At 38.9% G+C, this 23,460-nt stretch carries 19 protein-coding genes and 6 pseudogenes; 22 read left to right on the forward strand and 3 right to left on the reverse strand.

Annotation, left to right across the window (positions count from 1 at the left end):
- Positions 1 to 28 precede the first annotated feature (28 nt).
- The 6 genes and pseudogenes from mutL (at position 29) to QNH10_RS12220 (ending at position 6,916) form a co-directional block, all read left to right on the forward strand.
- Positions 29 to 1,867 carry a DNA mismatch repair endonuclease MutL gene (gene mutL, locus QNH10_RS12195; protein WP_283731764.1) on the forward strand — a complete coding sequence of 613 codons (1,839 nt, stop codon included), beginning with the start codon at positions 29 to 31 and terminating at the stop codon, positions 1,865 to 1,867.
- A 33-nt stretch (positions 1,868 to 1,900) separates the two neighbouring features.
- A pseudogene (gene glpK / locus QNH10_RS12200) lies at positions 1,901 to 3,390 on the forward strand (glycerol kinase GlpK).
- Between the two features lie 146 nt (positions 3,391 to 3,536).
- A pseudogene (locus QNH10_RS12205) lies at positions 3,537 to 4,328 on the forward strand (alpha/beta fold hydrolase); the annotation flags it as partial.
- Positions 4,318 to 5,268: a tRNA (adenosine(37)-N6)-dimethylallyltransferase MiaA gene (miaA, locus tag QNH10_RS12210; RefSeq protein ID WP_283731765.1), complete on the forward strand. Its 951-nt coding sequence runs from the start codon at positions 4,318 to 4,320 to the stop codon at positions 5,266 to 5,268. The pseudogene QNH10_RS12205 and the gene miaA, both read left to right, overlap by 11 nt.
- A 41-nt stretch (positions 5,269 to 5,309) precedes the next feature.
- A complete protein-coding gene (gene hfq / locus QNH10_RS12215; protein ID WP_283731766.1) occupies positions 5,310 to 5,534 on the forward strand; it encodes an RNA chaperone Hfq in 225 nt (74 codons plus the stop codon).
- Between the two features lie 114 nt (positions 5,535 to 5,648).
- A pseudogene (locus QNH10_RS12220) lies at positions 5,649 to 6,916 on the forward strand (methionine gamma-lyase family protein).
- A gap of 49 nt (positions 6,917 to 6,965) precedes the next feature.
- Here the strand turns inward: QNH10_RS12220 and lexA are convergent.
- Positions 6,966 to 7,586, reverse strand: a complete 621-nt coding sequence (gene lexA, locus QNH10_RS12225; RefSeq protein WP_283731767.1) for a transcriptional repressor LexA — start codon at positions 7,584 to 7,586, stop codon at positions 6,966 to 6,968.
- Positions 7,587 to 7,782: 196 nt separating this feature from the next.
- On the opposite strand from lexA, the gene yneA reads away from it, so the two are divergent.
- From yneA to QNH10_RS12300, 15 genes and pseudogenes are all read left to right on the forward strand, one after another.
- A complete protein-coding gene (gene yneA, locus QNH10_RS12230; protein ID WP_283731768.1) occupies positions 7,783 to 8,094 on the forward strand; it encodes a cell division suppressor protein YneA in 312 nt (103 codons plus the stop codon).
- Positions 8,094 to 8,756 carry a YneB family resolvase-like protein gene (locus QNH10_RS12235; RefSeq protein WP_283731769.1) on the forward strand — a complete coding sequence of 221 codons (663 nt, stop codon included), beginning with the start codon at positions 8,094 to 8,096 and terminating at the stop codon, positions 8,754 to 8,756. The genes yneA and QNH10_RS12235 overlap by 1 nt, the downstream gene beginning before the upstream one ends.
- Before the next feature lie 90 nt (positions 8,757 to 8,846).
- Complete coding sequence (locus QNH10_RS12240; protein WP_283731770.1) at positions 8,847 to 9,080, forward strand: DUF896 domain-containing protein; 234 nt, start codon at positions 8,847 to 8,849, stop codon at positions 9,078 to 9,080.
- 107 nt (positions 9,081 to 9,187) lie between these two features.
- Positions 9,188 to 11,193: pseudogene (gene tkt, locus QNH10_RS12245) on the forward strand (transketolase).
- 165 nt (positions 11,194 to 11,358) lie between these two features.
- Positions 11,359 to 11,805: a sporulation inhibitor of replication protein SirA gene (gene sirA / locus QNH10_RS12250; protein ID WP_283731771.1), complete on the forward strand. Its 447-nt coding sequence runs from the start codon at positions 11,359 to 11,361 to the stop codon at positions 11,803 to 11,805.
- A 125-nt stretch (positions 11,806 to 11,930) separates the two neighbouring features.
- A complete protein-coding gene (locus QNH10_RS12255) occupies positions 11,931 to 12,155 on the forward strand; it encodes a YneF family protein (protein ID WP_283731772.1) in 225 nt (74 codons plus the stop codon).
- Between the two features lie 936 nt (positions 12,156 to 13,091).
- Positions 13,092 to 14,643 (forward strand): annotated as a pseudogene (locus QNH10_RS12260) (bifunctional metallophosphatase/5'-nucleotidase).
- 187 nt (positions 14,644 to 14,830) lie between these two features.
- Positions 14,831 to 15,847, forward strand: a complete 1,017-nt coding sequence (locus QNH10_RS12265) for an ABC transporter ATP-binding protein (RefSeq protein WP_283731773.1) — start codon at positions 14,831 to 14,833, stop codon at positions 15,845 to 15,847.
- A gap of 7 nt (positions 15,848 to 15,854) precedes the next feature.
- Positions 15,855 to 16,733 (forward strand): carbohydrate ABC transporter permease, encoded by an 879-nt coding sequence (locus QNH10_RS12270; RefSeq protein WP_283731774.1) that lies wholly within the window; start codon positions 15,855 to 15,857, stop codon positions 16,731 to 16,733.
- Positions 16,734 to 16,745: 12 nt separating this feature from the next.
- Positions 16,746 to 17,087, forward strand: a complete 342-nt coding sequence (locus QNH10_RS12275; protein ID WP_283731775.1) for an ABC transporter permease family protein — start codon at positions 16,746 to 16,748, stop codon at positions 17,085 to 17,087.
- Positions 17,072 to 17,569, forward strand: coding sequence for a carbohydrate ABC transporter permease (locus QNH10_RS12280; RefSeq protein WP_283731776.1), 498 nt, complete (start codon positions 17,072 to 17,074; stop codon positions 17,567 to 17,569). Before QNH10_RS12275 ends, QNH10_RS12280 begins: the two co-directional genes overlap by 16 nt.
- Before the next feature lie 103 nt (positions 17,570 to 17,672).
- On the forward strand, positions 17,673 to 18,413 hold the full coding sequence (locus tag QNH10_RS12285) for an extracellular solute-binding protein (RefSeq protein WP_283731777.1): 741 nt from the start codon (positions 17,673 to 17,675) through the stop codon (positions 18,411 to 18,413).
- A complete protein-coding gene (locus QNH10_RS12290) occupies positions 18,377 to 18,985 on the forward strand; it encodes an extracellular solute-binding protein (protein WP_283731778.1) in 609 nt (202 codons plus the stop codon). Before QNH10_RS12285 ends, QNH10_RS12290 begins: the two co-directional genes overlap by 37 nt.
- Positions 18,982 to 20,283 (forward strand): MBL fold metallo-hydrolase, encoded by a 1,302-nt coding sequence (locus tag QNH10_RS12295; RefSeq protein WP_283731779.1) that lies wholly within the window; start codon positions 18,982 to 18,984, stop codon positions 20,281 to 20,283. The genes QNH10_RS12290 and QNH10_RS12295 overlap by 4 nt, the downstream gene beginning before the upstream one ends.
- A gap of 645 nt (positions 20,284 to 20,928) precedes the next feature.
- Positions 20,929 to 21,015 (forward strand): annotated as a pseudogene (locus QNH10_RS12300) (YneF family protein); the annotation flags it as partial.
- A gap of 127 nt (positions 21,016 to 21,142) precedes the next feature.
- On the opposite strand, the gene QNH10_RS12305 reads toward QNH10_RS12300, so the two are convergent.
- Together QNH10_RS12305 and QNH10_RS12310 are read right to left on the reverse strand one after the other, a co-directional pair.
- Positions 21,143 to 21,511: a TIGR02328 family protein gene (locus QNH10_RS12305; protein WP_283731780.1), complete on the reverse strand. Its 369-nt coding sequence runs from the start codon at positions 21,509 to 21,511 to the stop codon at positions 21,143 to 21,145.
- Positions 21,512 to 21,626: 115 nt separating this feature from the next.
- On the reverse strand, positions 21,627 to 22,103 hold the full coding sequence (locus QNH10_RS12310; protein ID WP_283731781.1) for a pyridoxamine 5'-phosphate oxidase family protein: 477 nt from the start codon (positions 22,101 to 22,103) through the stop codon (positions 21,627 to 21,629).
- Between the two features lie 156 nt (positions 22,104 to 22,259).
- On the opposite strand from QNH10_RS12310, the gene QNH10_RS12315 reads away from it, so the two are divergent.
- Complete coding sequence (locus tag QNH10_RS12315) at positions 22,260 to 23,441, forward strand: AAA family ATPase (RefSeq protein ID WP_283731782.1); 1,182 nt, start codon at positions 22,260 to 22,262, stop codon at positions 23,439 to 23,441.
- Positions 23,442 to 23,460 lie beyond the last annotated feature (19 nt).

A 23,460-nucleotide genomic window follows, 5' to 3' on the forward strand; every position in this document is an offset into this window, starting at 1 on the left:
TTCAATTAAGCAACGAGGAGGGATTGCAATGGACATCATTTCAGTAATGGATGATTCATTATCAAACAAAATTGCAGCAGGTGAAGTCGTAGAAAGACCCGCCTCAATCGTCAAAGAACTCGTCGAAAACTCAATCGATGCACACAGTACATCAATTGAAATCGCATTAGAAGAAGCTGGTCTCACCTCCATACGAGTAACTGATAATGGGAAAGGGATGTCCCGACATGACGCCGTCCTCGCATTTGAACGTCACGCAACAAGCAAGATTTCAAACGAACATGATTTATTCAGAATCAAAACCCTCGGATTCAGAGGAGAAGCACTGGCAAGTATCGCTTCCGTTTCAAAAATCAGCCTTTGGACATCTGATGGCGAAACGGAAGGGACAAAAGTGCAAATTGATGGCGGTGTTGTTTTAGATCAATCGGATGCAGCCTTCAGAAAAGGGACAGACATGACGATTGCACAACTTTTCTACAACACACCTGCAAGATTGAAGTATATGAAAACGATACAGACTGAACTTGGTCATACAATTGATCTTGTGAACCGACTAGCCTTAAGCCATCCGCATATTGCTTTTAAACTATCCCATCATAGCCAGTTGATCCTTCAAACGACCGGTAGTGGGGACCAAAGAAGAGTGTTGAATGATATATACGGCATGGCGGTAGCGCGAAAAATGGTCCCCTTCAGTGGAGAGAACGCCGATTTCAAAGTGAACGGCTTTATCACATTACCCGAGATGACAAGGGCTTCTAAAAATTATATGACTCTTATTGTGAACGGTAGATGGGTAAAAAGCTATGCGGTAAACCAGGCCGTCCTTGATGGCATGCATACATACTTGCCAATTGGACGGTATCCGATCGCTGTCATAAATGTAGAAAGCGATCCGTTTCTTACCGATGTAAACGTCCACCCCTCCAAACAGCATATCCGTATTAGCAAAGAGGGCGAATTACTTTCAATCATTAAATCTGCAGTCCGTGATGCAGTCAAACTATCTATAATCGTTCCGAATGCCGTTAAAAAAGAACCTGTCACAAAAATACAATCAGAACAAACAACGATATGGAGCGGTATTTCGCCAGTTAGGAAAGAGGTAGAACGAGAAGTTGAACAAAAGAGCCCGGTAGTTGTTGAAGAAACGTTTCCCGCCCAAACCGTTTATGTTCCGCCCACTCCAACTGAAACAATAAACACTGTACAGCCGGAAAAAGTAATGGAAGAGCATGAAGAAGAACCTATTAGTGTGAAAATAGAAGAACCGGAAAAGAGGTTCCCTTCACTTGTTCCCGTCGGTCAAGTTCACGGTACTTATATAATCGCACAAAATGAAGATGGTTTTTACATGATTGACCAGCATGCCGCCCAGGAACGCATAAAATATGAATTCTTTAGAGATAAATTGAGTAAAGTTGAAGTAGATGAAAGGCAAATGCTCTTGATGCCACTCATATTCCATTATTCTGGTAATGAAAAAGTGAAACTTGAAGAAAACATGGAAGCAATGCATGAGGTCGGTGTTTTCCTTGAGGAATTTGGACCGTCTTCCTATACAGTGAAAGAATACCCGGCTTGGTTTCCAGCAGGAGAAGTTACATCTCTTATCGAAGAGCTGATTGAACAAGTTTTAACGACAAGGAAAACCGATATAGGAAAGCTCCGAGAAGAAACGGCCATTATGATGAGTTGTAAGAAATCGATAAAAGCTAATCATCATCTATCGTTTAATGATATGGAAAAATTACTATCAGACTTATCACATGCCGAAAACCCATATACATGTCCGCATGGACGGCCAGTACTTGTTCACTTTTCAACATATGAGATAGAGAAAATGTTCAAAAGAGTAATGTGAATTTCAGTTGAAACAAGGGGAGTGGAGTAGGGAATGGGGAAATTCATTTTAGCCATCGACCAGGGAACGACTAGCACAAGGGCAATTCTTTTTAATAAAGAAGGTAAAATTGTTCATTTGGCACAAAGGGAGTTCAGTCAGATATTCCCTAAGCCAGGTTGGGTTGAGCATAATGCTAATGAAATTTGGGGTTCGGTGCTGTCCGTCATTGCTTCAGTTCTTACGGAAAGTGGGCATCAGCCGGAGGATATTGACGGAATCGGTATTACAAATCAACGGGAAACGACAGTCATTTGGGATAAGAATACGGGCCAACCCATCTATAATGCAATTGTTTGGCAATCCCGGCAAACCCAACGGATTGTTGAAGAGCTTCGTGAAAAGGGTATTGAAGAAAGCATTCGTGAAAAGACAGGATTGCAATTGGATCCTTATTTTTCTGGAACGAAAGTGAAATGGATTTTGGATGAAGTTGATGGTGCGAGAACGTGCCCGAAAAGGTGAATTGCTTTTCGGCACAATTGATTCATTCCTCATCTGGAAGCTTTCTAACGGTAAAGTCCATGTCACTGATTATTCCAACGCGTAGGACAATGCTCTTTAATATAAATGAACTTGCTTGGGATAAAGACTTATGTGACTTGTTAGATATTCCGATGAATATGTTACCTGAAGTCAAAGGGTCGTCTGAAATATATGCACATACAGCGCCATCGGTTTTTTTTGGAGCAGAAGTACCAATCGCGGGTGCTGCGGGTGATCAGCAATGCGCTTTATTCGGGCAGGCATGCTTCCATGAGGGAATGGCAAAGAATACGTATGGCACGGGTTGCTTCATGTTGCTGAACACTGGTGAAAAACCTGTCCAATCCAAAAATGGTTTACTTACAACGATAGCATGGGGAATAGATGGGAAAGTGACCTATGCGTTAGAAGGCAGCGTTTTCGTTGCTGGATCTGCCATCCAATGGCTAAGGGATGGCATGAGGATGATTCAGAAAGCAGAGGATTCTGAGACCTATTCGACACGAATCGCATCGACTGATGGTGTCTATGTTGTTCCAGCGTTTGTTGGGCTTGGCACCCCATATTGGGATTCCGATGCAAGAGGGGCAGTTTTCGGACTAACACGCGGCACTGAAAAAGAGCATTTCATCAGGGCTACGGTTGAATCATTAGCCTACCAAACAAATGATGTCCTGTTGACTATGGAAAAGACGCCGAGAAAAAGATAAATATCTTACGAGTTGATGGTGGCGCGGTCGCCAACACGTTCCTTATGCAGTTTCAAAGTGATCTATTGCAAATAGAAGTAGAGCAGTCGGCATTTTTAGAAACGACCGCATTAGGTGCTGCGTATCTCGCGGGGCTTGCGACTGGATTTTTTGAATCGAAGGAAAAGGTTGAGGCGTTATGGGCGAAAGAAAGGACCTACTCGCCTAAAATGGAACCTGAAACGCAAGAGGCACTTTATACAGGGTGGAAAAAAAGCTGTCGAGGCTGCAAGAGTGTTCAAGCATTGAACTGGAGGAGAGCAAAATTGAATGAAATTCAATTGGAAATGAACGATGGTTTTACCATCCATTCAATCTATGCGGAGCCCGCAAGTCATCCAATCGCACATATTCATCTCCTTCATGGGATGGCAGAACATATTGGAAGGTATAAGGATTTCATCCATTATCTTGTTGCAAATGGATTTGCTGTTTCTGGCCATGATCATCGCGGGCATGGCCAAACTGCCCAATTGAATGGCAAATTGGGATCCTTTGGTCTTTCCGTCGGATTCGATTGCATCGTTGAGGATGCATTTGAAGTTGCAAATTATTTTAAGAGTAAGTTTCAAGCACCGCGTTTCATACTTTTAGGTCATAGTATGGGATCTTTTATTGCAAGAAGATATGCACAAATGTTCGGGATCGAATTGGATTTAATGATTTGTTCGGGAACTGCGTCGGATTCAAGGGTGAGTCGACTTGGAGGACAAGCTCTTGCGAAATTGAAGGGGCAAGTAACAGATTTTGAAAAACAGGATTACTTTATCAATAAATTAGTATTTGGCGCCTTTAAAAATTCAGTTGTATCTCCGGAAACTCCCCTTGATTGGCTGTCTTCAAGGAGAGAAACTGTAGAAGAGTATATTAATGATCCACTTTGTGGCTTTGTGCCATCGACTGGTTTTTTCCTTGAACTCTTTAATGGGATATCCAAAATCCATAATCGAGGACTAATCCGTCAAACACCTGCAAACTTGCCCATTTTGCTACTATCGGGTTTACAAGATCCTGTTGGTGAACAAGGGAAAGGTATATGGAAGGTTGCACGTCAACTTGTAAATGAGGGACTACAAAATGTAACTGTCATGCTGTACGAAGGCGGCCGACATGAAATGTTACAAGAAGTAAATCGTGAAGAAGTATATGATTTTATAAAAGGCTGGATCGATAAAAATGAAAAATGAAATTAAAGTAATAGCGATCGTCGGTCCCACAGCATCAGGCAAAACTGCATTAAGTATTGAGCTTGCCAAAATGTTGGACGGAGAAATAATTAATGGGGACGCAATGCAAGTATATAAAGGTTTGGATATCGGAACAGCAAAAATAAAAGAAGAAGAAAAAGATGGAATTCCTCATCATTTATTTGATGTGAAAGGGCCTTCGGAGTCATTTTCTGTTGCTGAATACCAATATGCAGTCAGGAACTGTATCGATGATATTTTGAAAAGGGGAAAGCAACCAATTATCGTTGGAGGCACTGGACTATATATTCAGTCTGTCCTATTCGATTTCAGATTTACGGATGAGGCTTCCGATGAAACTGTCAGGACGGCCCTCGAAGATGAATTAACTACTGACGGCGGGCCAGAACGCTTGTACAATCGTCTACTTACATTAGATCCCAATAGTGCAGAAAAAATTCATCCGAATAATCACAGAAGACTAATACGTGCGTTAGAAATTATTGAAGTTACAGGCAAGACCAAAAACGAACATGAAAAAGGAAAGGGACGCGTCCCTGTATATGATCATGTGATCATTGGAATGGATATGGATCGTGAAGTCCTCTATGATAGAATCAATCGAAGGGTAGATCAAATGATGGAGGAAGGATTACTGGACGAAGCGAGTGCTTTATGGAATAAGGGAATCCGCGATGTTCAATCAGTCCAGGCAATCGGATATAAAGAAATTCATCAGTATTTAGAGGGGAAATTGTCGTTTGATGATGCTGTTGCCTTAATAAAACAAAATACACGTCATTATGCAAAACGGCAAATGACCTATTTTAGAAATAAAATGGATATTTTTTGGGTGGATGCCCTTTTAGATACGAAAAAAAATGTTGAGGGAATTTTAATAATTTTAAAGGATTTTAATCGAATCGAATCGAATAAGTAAAAGAGCAATAGAAATATAGAAGTAATTGGAGGCTGGGGTGTATGTCACAAGGTAATATGCAAGAAGTGTTTTTGAATTCTTTAAGGAAAAACAATACATTTGTCACTGTTTTTCTGCTGAACGGTTTTCAATTAAAAGGTCTTATCAAATCATATGATAATTACACCGTTCTACTTGAATCCGATGGTAAGCAACAATTGATTTACAAGCATGCGATTTCAACTTACGTACCTGCAAAACCGGTTCTTTTGAAGGATGAAGAATAACTAATAGACCAAAGAACAGGGGCATACATCCTGTTCTTTTTTCTTTCTCATTGACCTCTACCGTCAGACTGATAATATAATGAGGTGACTATTAGTAGGAAAGAGGATAAAACAATGAGGATTCACGAATTTACAACTGAAATTGATTCAAGGGCTGAAGAGGCTGAACTAAAACTTACTCCATATTTTAAAGAAGTTGAAAAGATAGCGTTTTTCAATCAAAGGAAGGTTCTGTCGGCTTTCCGAAAGAACATGGTCAGTGATTTTCATTTAACCGGTTCCACTGGATACGGCTATGATGATAGTGGTCGTGATGTACTTGAACAAGTGTATGCAGATGTATTTGGAGCTGAATCATGCCTTGTTCGCAATCAGATTATTTCAGGAACACATGCTATATCGCTCAGCTTATTCGGTATACTTAGACCAGGGGATGAACTCCTATACATAACAGGGAAACCATATGACACTCTTGACTCGATTGTAACTGGTCATGGAGAGGATACGGGTTCGTTAAATGATTTTGGTATCTCCTATAAGCATATCGACTTGAACAACGATGGATCGGTTAATTTTGAAGAAGTGAAAAAGAACATTCATAGCAAGACAAGAATGGTTGGAATTCAGCGTTCGAAAGGTTATTCAGACCGTCCTTCCTTTAGTATAAGTGAAATTGAGGAAATGGTACGGTTTATTAAATCGATTGACTCCGAAATAATTGTATTTGTTGATAATTGTTATGGTGAATTCGTGGAAACGACAGAGCCAACCGAAGTTGGGGCTGATTTAATGGCAGGTTCACTCATTAAAAATCCGGGTGGGGGACTTGCAAGAACTGGTGGCTATATTGCGGGTCGTGAGGATCTTGTGAAAAAATGTGCCTATCGAATGACTTCTCCGGGAATAGGTGCAGAAGCAGGAGCATCACTTGATACATTACTCGAAATGTACCAAGGTTTCTTCCTCGCCCCGCACGTCGTAAGCCAAGCTGTAAAGGAGCGCTTTTCACTGCGGCATTCCTTGAAAGTTTCGGATTTGACACAACTCCGCATTATACGAACAAGCGAACAGATTTGATCCAATCAGTTAACTTTAGTAATGCAGATCAAATGATTGCATTCTGCAGAACCATTCAAGAAAATTCTCCAATAAACGCACATTATGCGCCAGAACCATCATATATGCCAGGTTATTCCGATGATGTGATCATGGCTGCAGGCACATTCATACAAGGTTCGAGTATAGAACTAACAGCTGATGGCCCGATTAGACCTCCTTATACTGCATACGTCCAAGGTGGATTAACGTACGAACACGTAAAGGCTGCTGTCATGTCCTCTGTAGAGAAATTATTTGAAGATAAATTGATTGAAAGAAAATAAAAAGAGGGAGTCCCCGTCAAGGCTATTAGACTGGGACTCCCTCTTTTTATTAATGGATTTGTCGGTATACGCCTACGACTTTACCAAGAATGGAAACATTATTTACGATAATTGGTTCCATTGATTCGTTTTCAGGCTGTAAACGGAAATAATCTTTTTCCTTGAAAAATCTCTTCACAGTTGCCTCATCTTCTTCCGTCATGGCAACAACAATCTCACCATTATTAGCTGTTTGTTGTTGTTTAACAACTACATAGTCACCATTCAATATTCCAGCATCAATCATACTGCTGCCGACAATTTCTAACATGAATAGATTTTCATCAGCAGTTCCGTATGAATCTGGCAATGGGAAATACTCTTCGATATTTTCAATCGCAGTTATCGGAAGGCCGGCAGTTACCTTACCAACGAGAGGTACATGTACTACTCCGGACTTCATAGCTTCGAGACCTTCAGGATCCAATACCTCTATTGCACGTGGTTTAGTGGGGTCCCTACGTATGAAACCCTTGCTTTCTAGACGTGCCAAGTGCCCGTGAACAGTTGAACTGGATGCTAATCCTACTGCTTCCCCGATCTCCCGTACGGAAGGGGGATACCCTTTGATTTTAACCTCTTCTTTAATGAATGATAATATATCCTGCTGTCGTTTTGAAATTTTCTTCATTTTTCCGCCCCTCCAGAAAATAAATAGTTAGGATATTCGCGATTGGTATCCCGCGTCCGTTTTATTGCTTAAGAATAGTATAACAGGTGTTCGGGTCGTTAGCAAACAAAGGTTCGAATGTTTTGTTGACTTCTAAAAATACTTATCTTATAATGGGAACAAGTATTCCGAACATATATTCCTGGAGGTATAAATCATGTCTTTATTTCAAAAATACGGCTATATCCTATTAATAGTATTTCTTTGCACAGCTTTCACTATTGCAGGGGTGATAAAAGAGTCAAAAAGAAATACATTCATTGAGATTACGGTTAACGATGGTGATACGTTATGGGGATTAGCACAAGATTTTTCGGAAAATAAACGAACGCATAGATGGATTGATGAGGTGATGGTGCTCAATAATTTAGAGACTTCAATGATTAAAACCGGAGAAAAACTTAAATTGCCTGTACCCGCTCCTATATCAATCGATGATAAGCTTGTTGAAATGGCAGGGGGAAAATAATGGCAGATGAATTAAAGACTTGTGTTATCTATTGCAGAGTTAGCACAGACAAAGAAGCGCAGGAAACCTCCTTATCAAGGCAGGAAGAAGAATTAGTCAAACTGTCCAACAGTCTTGGGTTGAAAACATTACAGGTTTTTAAGGAAAAACATAGCGGCTATGATATGGATCGTGAGGGCCTGCTTAATTTATTGGATTTTATCAAAGATGAGAAAGTGGACGCTGTCCTTATTCAGGATGAGACGAGACTTGGCAGGGGTAATGCAAGGGTCGCCATTCTTCATTTATTGGCTAAAACAAATACAATGATTATTACGAATCATGACAACGGGGCATTGAAATTGAACGAAATGGATACAATGCTCCTTGAGATTCTTGCGATTGTTGAGGAGTATCAACGTAAATTACATAATGCCAAAATCAGAAGAGGTATGAAAAGGGCAGTTCGGGAAGGCTATAGACCCGAAAAAAACTTAAAGAATAAAGGTAACCTTGAAGGACGGGAAAGAATAGACGTCCCGTTAGAGGAAATTGTATCGCTGCGAACAAAAGGTTTAACGTTTGAAGAGATTGCGAGTGTACTGAGGGGGCTTGGTCACGATATTAGTAAAGCAACGGTACATCGAAGATATAAGGAATATGAAATGAAGCAGGAAGGCTGATTGGTTGCACTTCCTGCTTTTTTTGTATACCTTCAAAGTATAATAAAGCGCGAAACGCTTTTATTTAAGTACTATTATTGGAGGAATTTGATGTTAACACCAGATAAGATAAAACGAATCAATGAGCTATCTAAAAAATCGAAGACAATAGGATTATCGATTGAAGAGGCAAAAGAACAGACTCAATTACGGAAAGAGTACCTAGAAACTTTCCGTTCATCCATGCGTGATACAATTGAACATGTTAAAGTGATCGATCCGGAAGGAAAAGATGTAACACCCCAAAAAGTGAAAGATGCACGAACAAATAAGTATTTGAACTAATAACCATATAGAGTCACATATCGTGGATTGTAATTCATCCCTATTTTGACTACACTATAGAAGGTAATAATGAAGATAAGAGAAAGTCGGGAAAGGATGTCTAATTAATGACCGAAAAGATTGATCAGTTAGCAATTAACACAATCCGAACATTGTCCATCGATGCAATTGAGAAAGCTAATTCCGGGCACCCAGGTTTGCCAATGGGGGCAGCTCCGATGGCTTATACACTTTGGACGAAGCATATGCATCATAACCCTTCAAATCCGGATTGGTTCAATAGGGACCGTTTCGTTCTATCAGCGGGACATGGGTCAATGCTGTTATATAGCCTGCTCCATCTCAGCGGTTATGGCTTGCCAATGGACGAATTGAAGAATTTTAGACAATGGGGCTCCAAAACACCTGGTCATCCTGAATACGGCCATACAGTCGGTGTGGAAGCTACAACTGGACCACTTGGACAAGGGATTGGTATGGCAGTTGGAATGGCCATGGCTGAAAAACATTTGGCAGCTGTTTATAACCGTCCTAATTTTGACATTGTCGACCATCATACATTTGCACTCTGTGGAGATGGCGATCTAATGGAAGGTGTAGCTGCAGAAGCCATTTCCTTAGCAGGACATCTTCAGTTAGATAAATTGATTGTCCTTTACGATAGCAATGACATTTCCTTGGATGGTGACCTTGATAAGTCATTCTCTGAAAACATACGAAAACGATTCGAATCATACGGATGGAATTATTTCCGTGTCGATGACGGAAATAATACTGGCCTTGTTTCTAAAGCGATTGAAGAAGCTAAGGGCAATAGTGGCGGTCCTACAATCATTGAAGTCAAGACTGTCATTGGATACGGTTCTCCGAATAAATCCGGAAAATCTGATGTTCATGGTGCACCACTTGGTGAGGATGAAATGAAGCTTACCAAAGAATACTATAAATGGACTTACGAAGAGGATTTCTGTGTACCTGAAGGAGTCTATGAAGCATTTAAAGCAGCAACAGATGAATTGGGTGTTAAAAAAGAGGAACAATGGAATGAATTGTTCGCACAGTATGAAAGCTCCCATGAAGATCTTGCCAAACAATTTAAAGCTGCGATTGAAGGTAAGATGCCTGAAGGGCTGCAAGATGTAATGCCGAAATATGAAGTTGGCTCGTCCCATGCTACACGATCCGCTTCAGGAGACGCAATCAATGCAATCGCTAAAGCGGTACCTTCTTTCTTCGGAGGAAGTGCTGACCTAGCGGGATCAAACAAGACTACAATTAAAGGAGCAGGTGATTTCCTTCCTGGGGATTTCTCAGGACGAAATATCTGGTTCGGCGTCCGTGAATTTGCAATGGGTACTGCATTGAACGGAATGGCTCTCCACGGTGGAGTGAATGTGTTCGGCGGTACGTTCTTTGTATTCAGTGATTACGTGCGCCCTGCAATCAGATTATCGGCACTCATGGGCGTGCCTGTAACATACGTATTTACTCACGACAGCGTTGCTGTTGGGGAAGCGGTCCGACACATGAACCAGTCGAGCACCTTGCATCGTTGCGTGCAATGCCTAACTTGACTGTCATTCGACCAGCTGATGGTAATGAGACATCTGCGGCATGGCATATTGCAGTGACGTCTAAAAACAAACCGACAGTTTTAGTCCTTTCGCGTCAAAACTTGGATGTATTGGAAAAATCCCAAGAACTTGCTATGGACGGAGTGAAACGCGGTGCCTATACAGTTTCGCCTTCAGAAAAGGATTTGGCGGATGGTATATTGATCGCAACTGGATCTGAAGTTAACCTTGCTGTTTCTGCACAAACAAAACTTCGCGAAGAAGGGATCGATGTGGCTGTTGTATCTATGCCTTCATGGGACCTTTTTGAAGAACAAGACGAAGCCTATAAGGAAAGTGTCTTACCGAAGGCAGTTAAGAAACGTCTATCTCTCGAAATGGGTGTTTCCCTCGGCTGGCATAAATATGTCGGAGACGAAGGTGCGAGCCTTGCAATCGATATGTTTGGAGCAAGTGCACCAGGTGAAAAGGTTATTGCGGAATATGGTTTCACAGAAGAAAACGTTGTTCAGCAAATGAAAGACATTTTATCGAAATAATTAATTTAACGCTTCGGGTAAAGAATAAATTTTGCCCCGAAGCGTTTTTTGTCGACTAAATTCACTATTTGGAAACATCCGACAATAATAGTGCCTTTTTTTAACGCATTTTGACAAACTTTTCACATAAGTTGAGGTATTATATGAAATAAGGAGGTGGCCGTCATGAGGACTTATGATATCTATAAAGTGAAAAAGAGATATCAATCATTCATACTTGGAAGAGAAGGGCTTCTTTACAATTTGTTAAAGGATTATGAGCAGCAGCAACCTTTGCAGGAAGTGAAATACCTATGTGATGAAATTGAAGAATCAACGATTGACCAGGCAATCCTCGGTAACTTGGGAAAAAGTTTTACAAAAGTGGAAAGTGATGATGGTGAATATAAGCTATCCCACCCGATGAAAGGATCCATTCACATTTCACTAACTCCTTATTCTCTTCAAGCTTATTGCGATGGGTCAAGAATGCTGGATCTTGATTTGTTTGTTGCATTATCCGGATCAGACGATCGGTTTTTTGCGGTGATGGACGAGCGTGGAGAATGGGGATGGCTAAAGCCGATTAAACAGGATAACCGGTTGATGACAGAAGGGACAATCCTTTTTTAGTAAGAAACTGTAGGTATTCATGGAATAATTTTGGTGCCAGTCATTGCTATCTCCCATCCCTTTGTTGTATAATCCATCTTGGTAGAGTAAACCTGAATTAAGGGAAGTGAAGGAGGGAATAGCGAATGGGCACGACTTGGGTAATCCTTATTGCAGTCGTTGCATTAATTGCTGGTGTGGCCCTCGGATTTTTCATCGCACGCCAATATATGATGAAATATTTGAAAGAGAACCCGCCGATTAATGAGCAAATGTTACGTATGATGATGATGCAGATGGGACAAAAACCTTCACAAAAGAAGATTAATCAAATGATGAATCAGATGAACAAAATGAGCGATAAGAAATAATTGGACAAGTAAGCAAAAATTGTTGAGTTAACGCAGTTTGTGAGCGTATCAACAAATGCTCGCTAATGGTTCTTATAAATTATTGCCTGTTACATTGTTGTATAGGTTATCATTCTTCCTAAAATCACATTTTGTGCTTAATCTTTCTTTATGAATACAAACTAACCACTTTTTCTGGTGAAAGATAAACCGGAGCGGTGGTTTTTTTGTTGAATTTGGAAGATGTATTGGAGGAATATCGTTACCATTGTTTAGCAAAAGGGTTTACGGAAAAAACAATGAGAAATAAGAGTCTTTTAAACATATCTTCGTGTTTCTAAATGAACTGAAATTAACTGATTCGGAAAAAGAAACAGTAAGTGAAAAACTTATAGGCATACTTGATGATTCTATTGTGGGTCACTTCGAGTATCATAGAATGTGGTTGTTTAAAACTCTAAGCAATTGAAAAGGATGGAGTATTGATAATATAGCAACAATCTTTTTTGGAGATAGCAGTTGTAAAGTGGGCTGAAAGTAGATAGACATTTACATGTTATGTTATTATTTGATTTCTTCTTTTCATTTTCTCTTCTTTTTTATGCAAAATTAGAGAAGACAAGCATTTATGCTACCCGGTTTATTTTGCTCCAACTTATGAATTTCCGTATATCAAACGATATGAAAACTACTTTTACTGATGAAATATAAATCAGCAAAGGTGGTTTTTTTGTTGGAGTTAGAGGCTGTGTTGGAGGAATATAGAAGACCGAAAGTACTCACGGTTGAATAAAAAAAGCACCAAGTTCACATAATTATTTAGAACTCTGGTATCTAACACTGTAATCTTCTGTAATCTTTTTGTGTTAGATTCCAATTTGGATTTGTTATGATGAATTAGGTTTTTCTAGCTTCAATTTTTTTCCCAATCCTAAAAGAAACTGGAGATAATTATTTATGAAAAAAATAACCATACTACAAACAAGCGATATTCACGGGAGCATCTATCCTCTAAACTATGGAAATAACGAAAAAGCAGACGTCGGACTCGGGAAGATTGCTACAAAAATAAAACAAGAACGTGCTTTAGATGAACAACTCATTTTAGTTGACAATGGAGATCTCATCCAAGGTACTCCTCTAACCTATTTTTATGTCCGGTTTTTAAAAAATGAAAATAATCCGATGATCAGCCTCTTAAATCACTTATCCTATGAGGCTGCTGTCATTGGAAATCATGAATTTAACTACGGCCTAGACGTATTAGATTGTGCTGTACATGAATCTAATTTTCCTTGGTTATCTGCCAATATTATAGCTGCAAATACAGGTAATCCTTATTTCGGAAACCCTTATATCATTAAAATGATAAATTCTGTAAAGATAGCTATCTTAGGTGTTACGACCCATTACATACCAAATTGGGAAAGCGAACAGAATATAGCTGGGCTCAATTTTAAGGACTGTCTTCAAGAGACGAAGAAATGGGTTGCATATATTAGAGATAAGGAACGTCCCGACGTAGTTATTGTTTCTTATCACGGAGGTTTTGAACGGGATCTCGAAACTGGCGAACCAACTGAAAATTTAACAGGGGAAAATCAAGGTTATGCTATATGTCACGAAGTTGAAGGGATTGATGTTTTATTAACAGGACATCAACACCGCTCTTTAACAGGCAATATTAATGGTGTAGAAATTGTTCAACCGTCTAATAATGGGAAAATGATGGGAAAAGTAACCCTTACTTTAAATGCGCAAAATGAAATTATCAATAAAACCTCTGAGTTATTACGAATTGATGATTTAGAGGCAGATCAGGAAATTCTAAAGCTTACTTCAGATTTGGAAGCACAAACACAAAAATGGCTCGACCAACCTATCGGAAAAATAGAGGGGGATATGTTAATCACTGATTCTCTTTCAGTTCGAACTTGTGAGCATCCTGCAATTGAATTTATTAACAAAGTACAAATGCAGGTTGCTGGTGTGGATATTTCTAACACCTCCCTATTTAACAACCTCTCTCCAGGATTCAGAACAAATGTAACTATGCGCGATATTATTTCGAATTACATATTTCCTAATACATTGAAAGTTCTTTGTTTAAATGGGCAAGATATTAGAGATGCACTTGAACAGAGTGCCAGTTATTTTACGTTGAATGAAACAGGAGCTCTTGAAGTAAATCCAGCGTTTATCTATCCAAAACCTCAACATTATAACTACGATATGTGGGAAGGAATTGAATACATCTTGGATATTCGTAACCCTATTGGAAAACAGTAACTACTTTAACTTATAAAGGAGACCCTATACATTTGGATGGGAAGTATCATGTCGTGATGAATAATTATCGTGCTGGAGGCGGGGGAATTTCACAATGTTTAAAGATAAACCAGTTATTAAAGATATACCTATGGATATGACGGAAATCCTCACAACTTATATTCTCGATAGACAAACTGTTAAAGCAACCGTTAATCATAATTGGAAAGTTATTTGGTAGCGGCGATAAAAAGGGGGAGATTACACATTTAGGAGAGTTGAGCTTATCAACTTTCCTTTTTCTTTACAAAGTATTCATCGAATCTTTACATAACTTCAACCCTATTGGTTTTCATTGAAATACTGACGTGCTACACAATAATTATTAAAGGAGATTTATGATGACCATTTCTTTGAATAATATTTCTATGAAATTTTTAAATACAACTGCAGTGAATCAACTGAATATTACGATTCCGAAAGGGGAGCTCGTCTCTATTTTGGGACCTAGCGGCTGTGGGAAAAGTACGACGTTATATATGCTCGCCGGCCTTTATGAACCAACTGATGGAGCGATTTTGTTTAACGGCAAGGACGTCACAAAACTAACACCGGAGAAACGCGGCATTGGGATGGTATTTCAAAACTATGCCCTCTATCCCCATATGACTGTATTACAAAATATTATGTTTCCTTTAAAGATGCATAAAGTGAAAAAAACAGAAGCAAAAGCAAAGGCGATTGAAATGGCTAAACTTGTGGAAATCGACCACTTATTGGATCGAAAACCGAGTATGTTATCAGGTGGACAGCAGCAACGTGTAGCGATCGCACGTGCCTTAGTGAGAGAACCGGAAATTTTATTATTAGATGAACCTCTGTCGAATTTAGATGCCCGCTTACGGTTAACGATGCGGGAAGAAATTAGAAGAATTCAACAAGCACTTAAAATTACAACCGTTTTTGTTACACATGACCAAGAAGAAGCACTTAGTATTTCAGATCATGTTATGTTGATGAATCAAGGAGAGCTCATGCAATTCGATGTTCCTGAAAATCTGTACGATGAACCTAATCATCAATTTGTGGCAAGCTTCATCGGCTCTCCACCGATGAACTATTTTGAAGGGGAAATTGTTAGCGGAGTACTAAAAACTCCGTTTGGGTATGACGTTGCTGTTGAAGCAGCTGATCAACCAGTACAAATTGCTGTTCGCCCTGAAAATCTCTACCTTGCTAATACTGGAATCTCCAAAAAAGTACAGTATGTAGAGCGAATCGGAAAAGATACACTTGCTGTTGTCGGCACCGAAGATGACAAAACACGGCTCTTCCTACAAAAAGAGGAGCATGTAGAAGCGGGACAAGCAGTACATGTTCAAGCGAATCAAGCTGACATTCGAATTTTCCGAAAAACTGGGGAAAGAATCTATTTAAAGGGGTAATCGGACGATGAAACTCAATGATACAACTAAAGCGGCTCTTTACCTATTCCCAGCACTGCTCATTGTCGGGACATTTGTCATTTATCCAATAATTAAGTCGTTCTTAATGAGTTTTTATGCGGATTATGATTTTTTCACTGATGTCGTTCATCGATATGGTTTTGATAACTTTGTGTATTTGTGGAATGATACAGTCTTTCATAAAGCACTGCAAAATACGTTTGTCTTTGTATTAGGTGTTGTACCCATTTCCATTATTATCTCATTATGGATAGCCCTAATGCTGAACTCGATTAACGCGCTCAATAAGTTTTTTAGAACCATTTATTTTATTCCATTCGTTACGAGTGTTGTGGCGGTGTCTATCGTATGGCGCTGGATTTTTCATTCCAACTATGGAATTATGAACTACTTTTTAGGTTTCTTCGGTATTGAACCTATTCAATGGCTTGCAAGTACAGAGTGGGCTATGCCTTCCCTAATCATTCTGGCTATTTGGAAAGGATTAGGCTATAACATCATCATTTTTTTAGCGGGTTTACAAACGATTGGGGACACTTATTACAATGCCGCAAGAATAGATGGAGCCAAGCGCTGGAGTAGGTTTATACATGTCACACTGCCTCAATTGGCACCAACGACATTTTTCATATCCATCATTTCGATTATCAATTCATTTAAAGTGTTTGATGAAATTTATGCATTGTTTGATGGGAAAGCAGGTCCATCTAATAGCGCGTTAACCGTTGTGTATTATGTATTCAATAAATTTTACGGAGAATGGGACTTTGGAGTTGCTTCAGCTGCTGCGTATGTTTTATTCGCCATTATCTTCATTTTTACATTACTGCAGTTTTACATCAGTAAGAAAAAAATCACTTATTAAGGGAGAAAGAACATGAAAACGAGTCCACTTTCGAAGACATTTATTTACGGTCTGCTAGGGATCGGCAGCATTTTAATGCTCTTACCTTTCGTTTGGATGATTTCCACATCGCTTAAAAGTGGGAACGAAGTGATGATGATGCCACCTATATGGATTCCAGAAACGTTTCGTTTCAATAACTATGTAGAGGCATTTGATAAAGCACCTTTTGCAACATACTTTGTGAATTCAGTCATTGTCATGGTCTTGAGTACCCTGGGTGAAGTCATTACAACTATTTTAGCTGCTTATGCATTTAGCCGATTAAACTTTCGGGAAAAGATGCACTATTTGCCCTATTGGTTGCAACGATGATGGTTCCTGGCGAGGTTTTACTTGTACCTAATTTTGTTTTACTTTCTAATTTAGGCTGGATTGATCGTTACGAGGCTCTAATCATCCCTTGGACAGCCAGCATCTTTTCCATCTTTTTATTGCGACAGTTTTTCATGAAAATTCCTAAAGAATTAAACTATGCGGCTCGTGTGGATGGGTGTACAAATTTCAGATTTTTATGGTCAATCATGATTCCGATTGCAAAACCAGCGTTAGTTACGATTATTTTATTAAAAGCAATTGGATCCTGGAACGCATTTTTATGGCCTCTGGTAGTAACAAATTCAAAAGAAATGAGAACATTACCTGTCGGATTAACAAGCTTTTCAACAGAAGCAGGAACTGTGTATGAGCTGCTTATGGCAGCATCTACAATGATTATATTGCCGATGATAATTTTATTTATTTTCTTACAAAAGTATATCGTCAAAGGAATTGCAGGAGCAGGGATTAAAGGTTGAGGGAGCGAATATTAAAGGAGGTGTTGCTTAGGGATATCGAAGTATTAATCATTGCTAATACTAAATTCTACATGTTTCCATTAAAAACAAGGGAGAATTAAACATGAAAAAATTATCTTTATTAGTATTTATAATGATGGTGAGCGTGTTACTAGTTGCTTGTAACTACAATAAAAATAATACTTCAACAAAAACTACAGATACAGTAAAAACGGAGGCAAACAAACCGGTAGAAGTTGAATTTTGGCATGCCATGAGTGACACACATGAAAAATGGTTAGAAGAAGCAACAGCTAAATTCATTGCCGAACATAAAAATGTTACAGTTAAATTAGTGAACCAGGGTAACTACGGTGATTTGTCACAAAAGCTATTAGCTGCTGCGAAAGCTAAAACATCACCTACAATTACACAAGCTTATGCTGAGTGGATGACAGATTATAATCAGCACAATCTTGTAGTAGATTTAACTCCGATGATTAACGGAAAGAATGGATTCCCGGCAGACCAGAGCTATGAAGATATTAGCAAAGTTTTCCGTGACGACAATACATTTGGCGATAAAATTTTAGGATTACCATTTAATAAATCATCACGCGTACTTTTCTACAACAAAAAGTATTTTGAGGATAACGGCTTAACACCTCCTACAACATGGGATGAATTAGCCACTGCTGCTAAAACATTAACAAAAGAAATTGATGGAAAAAAAGTCATTGGAATGGGCTTTGAAAATGGAATGGCTACTGAACTTAGTATGTGGATTGAACAAGCAGGGGAGAATTCGTTGATGAGCAGCAAGGAAAAGTGTTGTTTAATTCAGAAGCTGGTTTACATGCGTTAACGTTTATCGATACAATGCTTAAAAACGGTTCTGCTCGTATGGCTGGTGAAGATGGTTACATGTCTGGTCCTTTCACAAGAGGTGACGTTGCTATGTATATCGGTTCAAGTGCAGGTATTGCATTTGTAGCAAAAGATGCTGGAGATATGGCATGGTCAACAACTCCACTTCCAAAGGGTGTTAAACAAGCTGCTCCTTTCCAAGGAACAAATATTACAATGTTCTCCAATAGCACTGAAGCAGAACAAGCAGCTGCATTTGAGTATATGAAATTCCTTATTACTCCCGAGAACACAGTTGATTGGGCAAAAACAACAGGTTACCTTCCAGTTCGCGAATCTGCTCAACAAAGTTCAGATTGGATTTCATTCATTAAAGCGAACGAGCCATTTAAAGCAGGTAATGCACAATATGCATATGGATTTATTGATGTCCGTTTACCTGGTTCCTTTGCAATGAAAAATGCAATGCAAGTGGAATTAGATAAAATGTTATATGAAAACGCAACGCCAGCGGAAACACTAAAATCAATGAGTACAAAAGCTCAAGAAGCACTTGATAAAGCGAAATGAGTACAGAAAATGCAATTAAAAATAGTGATACTACGATTCAATTTTATGCTGGCTTAAAAACAATCGGTGGGACTATTTTTGAGGTGAAGTACAAAGAGGAAAGATTTATAGCTGATTTTGGGATGGTTTTTCAAAATAAAGAGGGTGTGCAAGCGCGCCCTCAAAATATAATTTCAGAGTTACAAGCAATCGGCGTGATTCCCCTGATTAGTGGTGTGTTGAAAACGGATGAGATTGATGAAAATGCGACCATCGCAATTTCTCATTTACATCTAGATCATATAGGCTTGTTACAATATGTACACCCAGATGTACCAATAATCATGAGTGAGGGTAGCAAAACCTTATACGAACATTTGCATACAATTGGTGAAGAGCCTAATGTAGATGTGGCGAAACAAGTAAAAAGTGTTCCATTTCATCAGGCACTATTCGTTTCTGAGCATATACAAGTCGAGTTTTTCCCGGTCAATCACGATGCACCAGGTGCTTCCGCAATGCGGATTACAACACCTGATACAACGATTGTCTACACTGGTGATGTACGTTTACATGAAGCCGATGTAGATACGGCAAACTTACCAACGATTGCAGGATCTCCAGATCTATTAATTATTGAGACGACCAATGTGCAAGAGGAATTTCTTGATATTAATCCTGTCATTCAAAGTGAAGCGGACAAGTTAACAGCAGGTTTACTAGAAATTAAGTCTCCTTTAGTTTTCAATATTTATCATCGAAACTTGAAGCGTTTGGAAATATTGATCGAAGCTGCAAGGCAAAAAGGAAAAACGATTGTCTTCGAACCTGAAACAGCTTATTTGGTGCAGGCCTACAAACTGGAAGCACCACATGTACGTTATTTACTGGATGAACGATACGATTCAAAAATCAGCAACCAAATCCACGCAATTCAGCCGATAACAGTAGCGGAATTGAATAGCGAGTTTTCGCAAGTGTGGCTTCAATCTTCTTATCATCATATGATGACTTTATTGGACCTACCTGTAAAAGGTGCCACGTACGTTCACTCGAATGGCGTGCCACTAGGAAGCTTTGATCCCGTGTATGCTGAGTTGTTGGAGTGGATTGAGAAACTTGGTATGGAGCTCGTTGTATTAGGCGTATCTGGTCATGCAGCTGCTGCACAAATAAAATGGCTAGCAGATGCTATGCAAGCAAAAGTGACCATTCCGTTACATGGTTTTACACCCGAATTGTTGCAAGGTCCAAATCAAACATTCTTACCTGAAAAAGGGGAAATTTATCCAATTTCAACTCTTTTGGGAGAAAAATAATGATAATACCCCGCTTTGTGGAATTCTTCCACTTGAAAGGCGCCTACGCTGTTTTTTCTTAGGGACAGCTAGTTCATTGAACCAGGGCATACAAATAACAGGCGATCTTTACGTATATCAAACGAAATGAAAACCACTTTTACTGATGAAATATAAATCAGTAGAGGTGGTTTTTTTGTTGTAGAAGACTAATTAGAAAATCTGAAAAACAGTTGATTTCCGCTTCAGGCTGACGCTAATTCCACAGGAGTCGCCGCCTTCCGCTCCAATAAGTTCGAAGACATTCTTCCGCTTTTTTAATTATCCATTAAATATTCCCGAAACCGATTTTTTTACTTTAAATATCGTTACTTCTTTAAAATAGGTATTTATATCTATTTATAAAAAAATTCAATTTTGAGTATCCTTTTTGACCCCTCCCATCTATATAGGGGGCAAAGGAATCTGACTGACAAGCTTCTTGAACTAATCGACCAGACCCGTTTTTTCTGCTTCTAACATGGACGAAGTTCTTGAAAGTGGGAGAAAGATTAAACACATACTAAATGTACCCAATTATATACTCGACAAATTGATAGATAGTGGTATATTTTTCTCACTAGAAAAAGTAGTTGGTATGGTTGGTGTAAATCCAATCATCTCAACGTTTTGATGCAAATGGGACAAAAACCTTCACAAAAGAAGATTAACCAGATGATGAATCAGATGAACAAAATGAATGATAAAAAATAATCGACACAAAAAGACCTTTTTCTAAACGAATAAAAGGTCTTTTTTACTTTTTTTGTAATTTAGTAAATACTGACGTTTGAGTGATCCGTTATCGCTTGCATCGTTATTGATTGTATATCTAACAAATTCATTGTGGAATATATATACCTTTACCGGCTAAGTTTTCAAGACATTCAGTTAGGTAATTTCCATCATGTTCAGGGTATTTAAGTGTATCATCTGGACACTCAATTAGTTCATCGTATGCGGGGCAGTTTTTTCCTCGGTATGCGGGATCTTCCCATTTTCGATCATTTTGATAGCCTCTTCGTTTCATTTCTTTCATTACTTTCATATGGTAATGATATAGTTTAAACGGGGGATATTCGAATACATAATCTACTGTAGCATGTTTCTTTTTCCACCCCAATCCTCTTAAAGCGCAGCACTCCCGATGTTGTCCAAGCAATTGTTGCCTTGGAAGTTTTGAGATCAAATCCTCATGCCATAAACGCATTAAGACACCCACTTCTATTATTGTTTTTCATGTCAATTCGAGGTCACTCAAACATTACTCAGTATATGCTAAAAGCAAAATGGGTTGTCTCATTACCAGACAACCCATTTTGCTTTTAGTCATTTAACTTCAGCGTTTCATTGATATTTGTCGATTCGGCATTTTGCCCTGTCATTCGTTTAAAGAAAAAGGAGATTTTCTTTGTGAAGTTTCCGGTTTCCCAATATTCAGCGGCTTCAGCTTTTACCTTTATTAAGACAAGGTCAGAATCATCATACGTGGTTTGCATGAATTTCTCATATGCTTTGTTCCATAATTCTTTTTTCTTGTTAAGATCATCAATGATTTCCGCTCGTCCACGGACGGAAACGTAGGATTTACCTGCGTATGCCACATTCACATCTTTATCATGTAATATTTCCTTATACTTATCTGTCTCTTTCTTTGTAAAAAACCATAAGTCGCCATCAAATTCTACTTCTTGTGTTTTCATCGGACGGGAAATAAGCCCTTCTTCAGATTGTGTTGTAAGCATTGCAATGTCCACGTCTTTGATTAACTCTCTTAATGTTTCAATTTCATTCTGTTTCATTACATCACCTCGTTAATGTTTATGAAGATATAGTACCCTCTGCAGCAATTATTAATCAGAGAAGGGGAATTAACAGGTATAAGCAGCAGAATAACAGATGATAGAGATGGAAAAGCTTAATGGAAACACATCGGTAAGTTAAAGGAGTAGTGGTTAATGGAGAACAGCTTCTCGAAATTAAAAGAAATTAAGGACGCGTTAAATGCGAAATTTTATGAGCGCGAAGCCGAGGTTGAAGCAATTCTGATTGCTTTATTATCTCGACAACATGTACTCATGGTTGGCCCTTCAGGTACTGCAAAATCTGCATTAGCGATAGAATTCGCGAAAATAATACAGGGCTCACACTATTTTCAATGGCTACTAACCAGGTTTAGCACACCGGAGGAGTTATTTGGCCCCTTATCGTTGAAGGATCTGGAACAGGGTGTATATAAGCGGAATACGGAAGCAAAAATGCCTGAGGCAAATATAGTTTTTTTAGATGAAATTTTCAAGGCAAACAGCGCTATTTTAAATAGTTTACTGACAATCATTAATGAAAGGTTTTTTTACAATGACGGGTCTCCCGTTAATGTCCCTTTGATATCAGTAATAGGTGCTTCAAATGAATACCCGGAAGAAGGAGAAGGACTTGAAGCGTTATTCGACCGTTTTCTGCTACGCTTTGAAGTGGAATATATAGTGGATGATTCGAATTTTATTTCTATGATGAAAAATGCTGGACAAAATGTGCAAATACCAACCATAACAATGGAGAACTTGAAACATTTTCAAACTTTATCAGATACGGTAATCATCCCGGATGAAGTATTCAAGGCTATTTCAAAAATAAGAAAAGAGTTGCGGGATGAGGGGATACGACCGTCAGATCGACGGTTTAAACAGTCATTAAGCATTCTGAAGGCTCGAGCGTTGATTCGTAATAGAAATGTCGTGAGGGTAGAGGACATTGTTATCCTTGAAAATGTTGTTTGGGAAACAATTGACCAAAAAGATACAGTGTCTTTCATTGTTCGTAGACATGCTCAAGATAATGTTATTCAAAAGCTTGATTCAATACAAAGTGAAGTGAGTGATGTGTACAATGCTATAAAGCATGATAATTCGGTAGAAGCTGGAATGGAAGCGACACAAAAAATGAAGGCATTGGAGAGGGATTTGAACAGGCTTAAAATGAGTCAACAGGGTCGGGATGTAGAAATTGATGCCATGCTTGTTAAAGTGAAATCGATTCAGCAAGAAATCCTTAACTCAGTATTAGAGCCGATGTTTTTTGATGCGTTACACGTCAAAAATGAAATAGAGGAGTCATCTGGTATATTTTACAGAATGTGAAGGGCGTGCCAGAGTGAGA

The organism is Sporosarcina thermotolerans (assembly GCF_030067815.1).
Lineage (GTDB): Bacteria > Bacillota > Bacilli > Bacillales_A > Planococcaceae > Sporosarcina > Sporosarcina thermotolerans.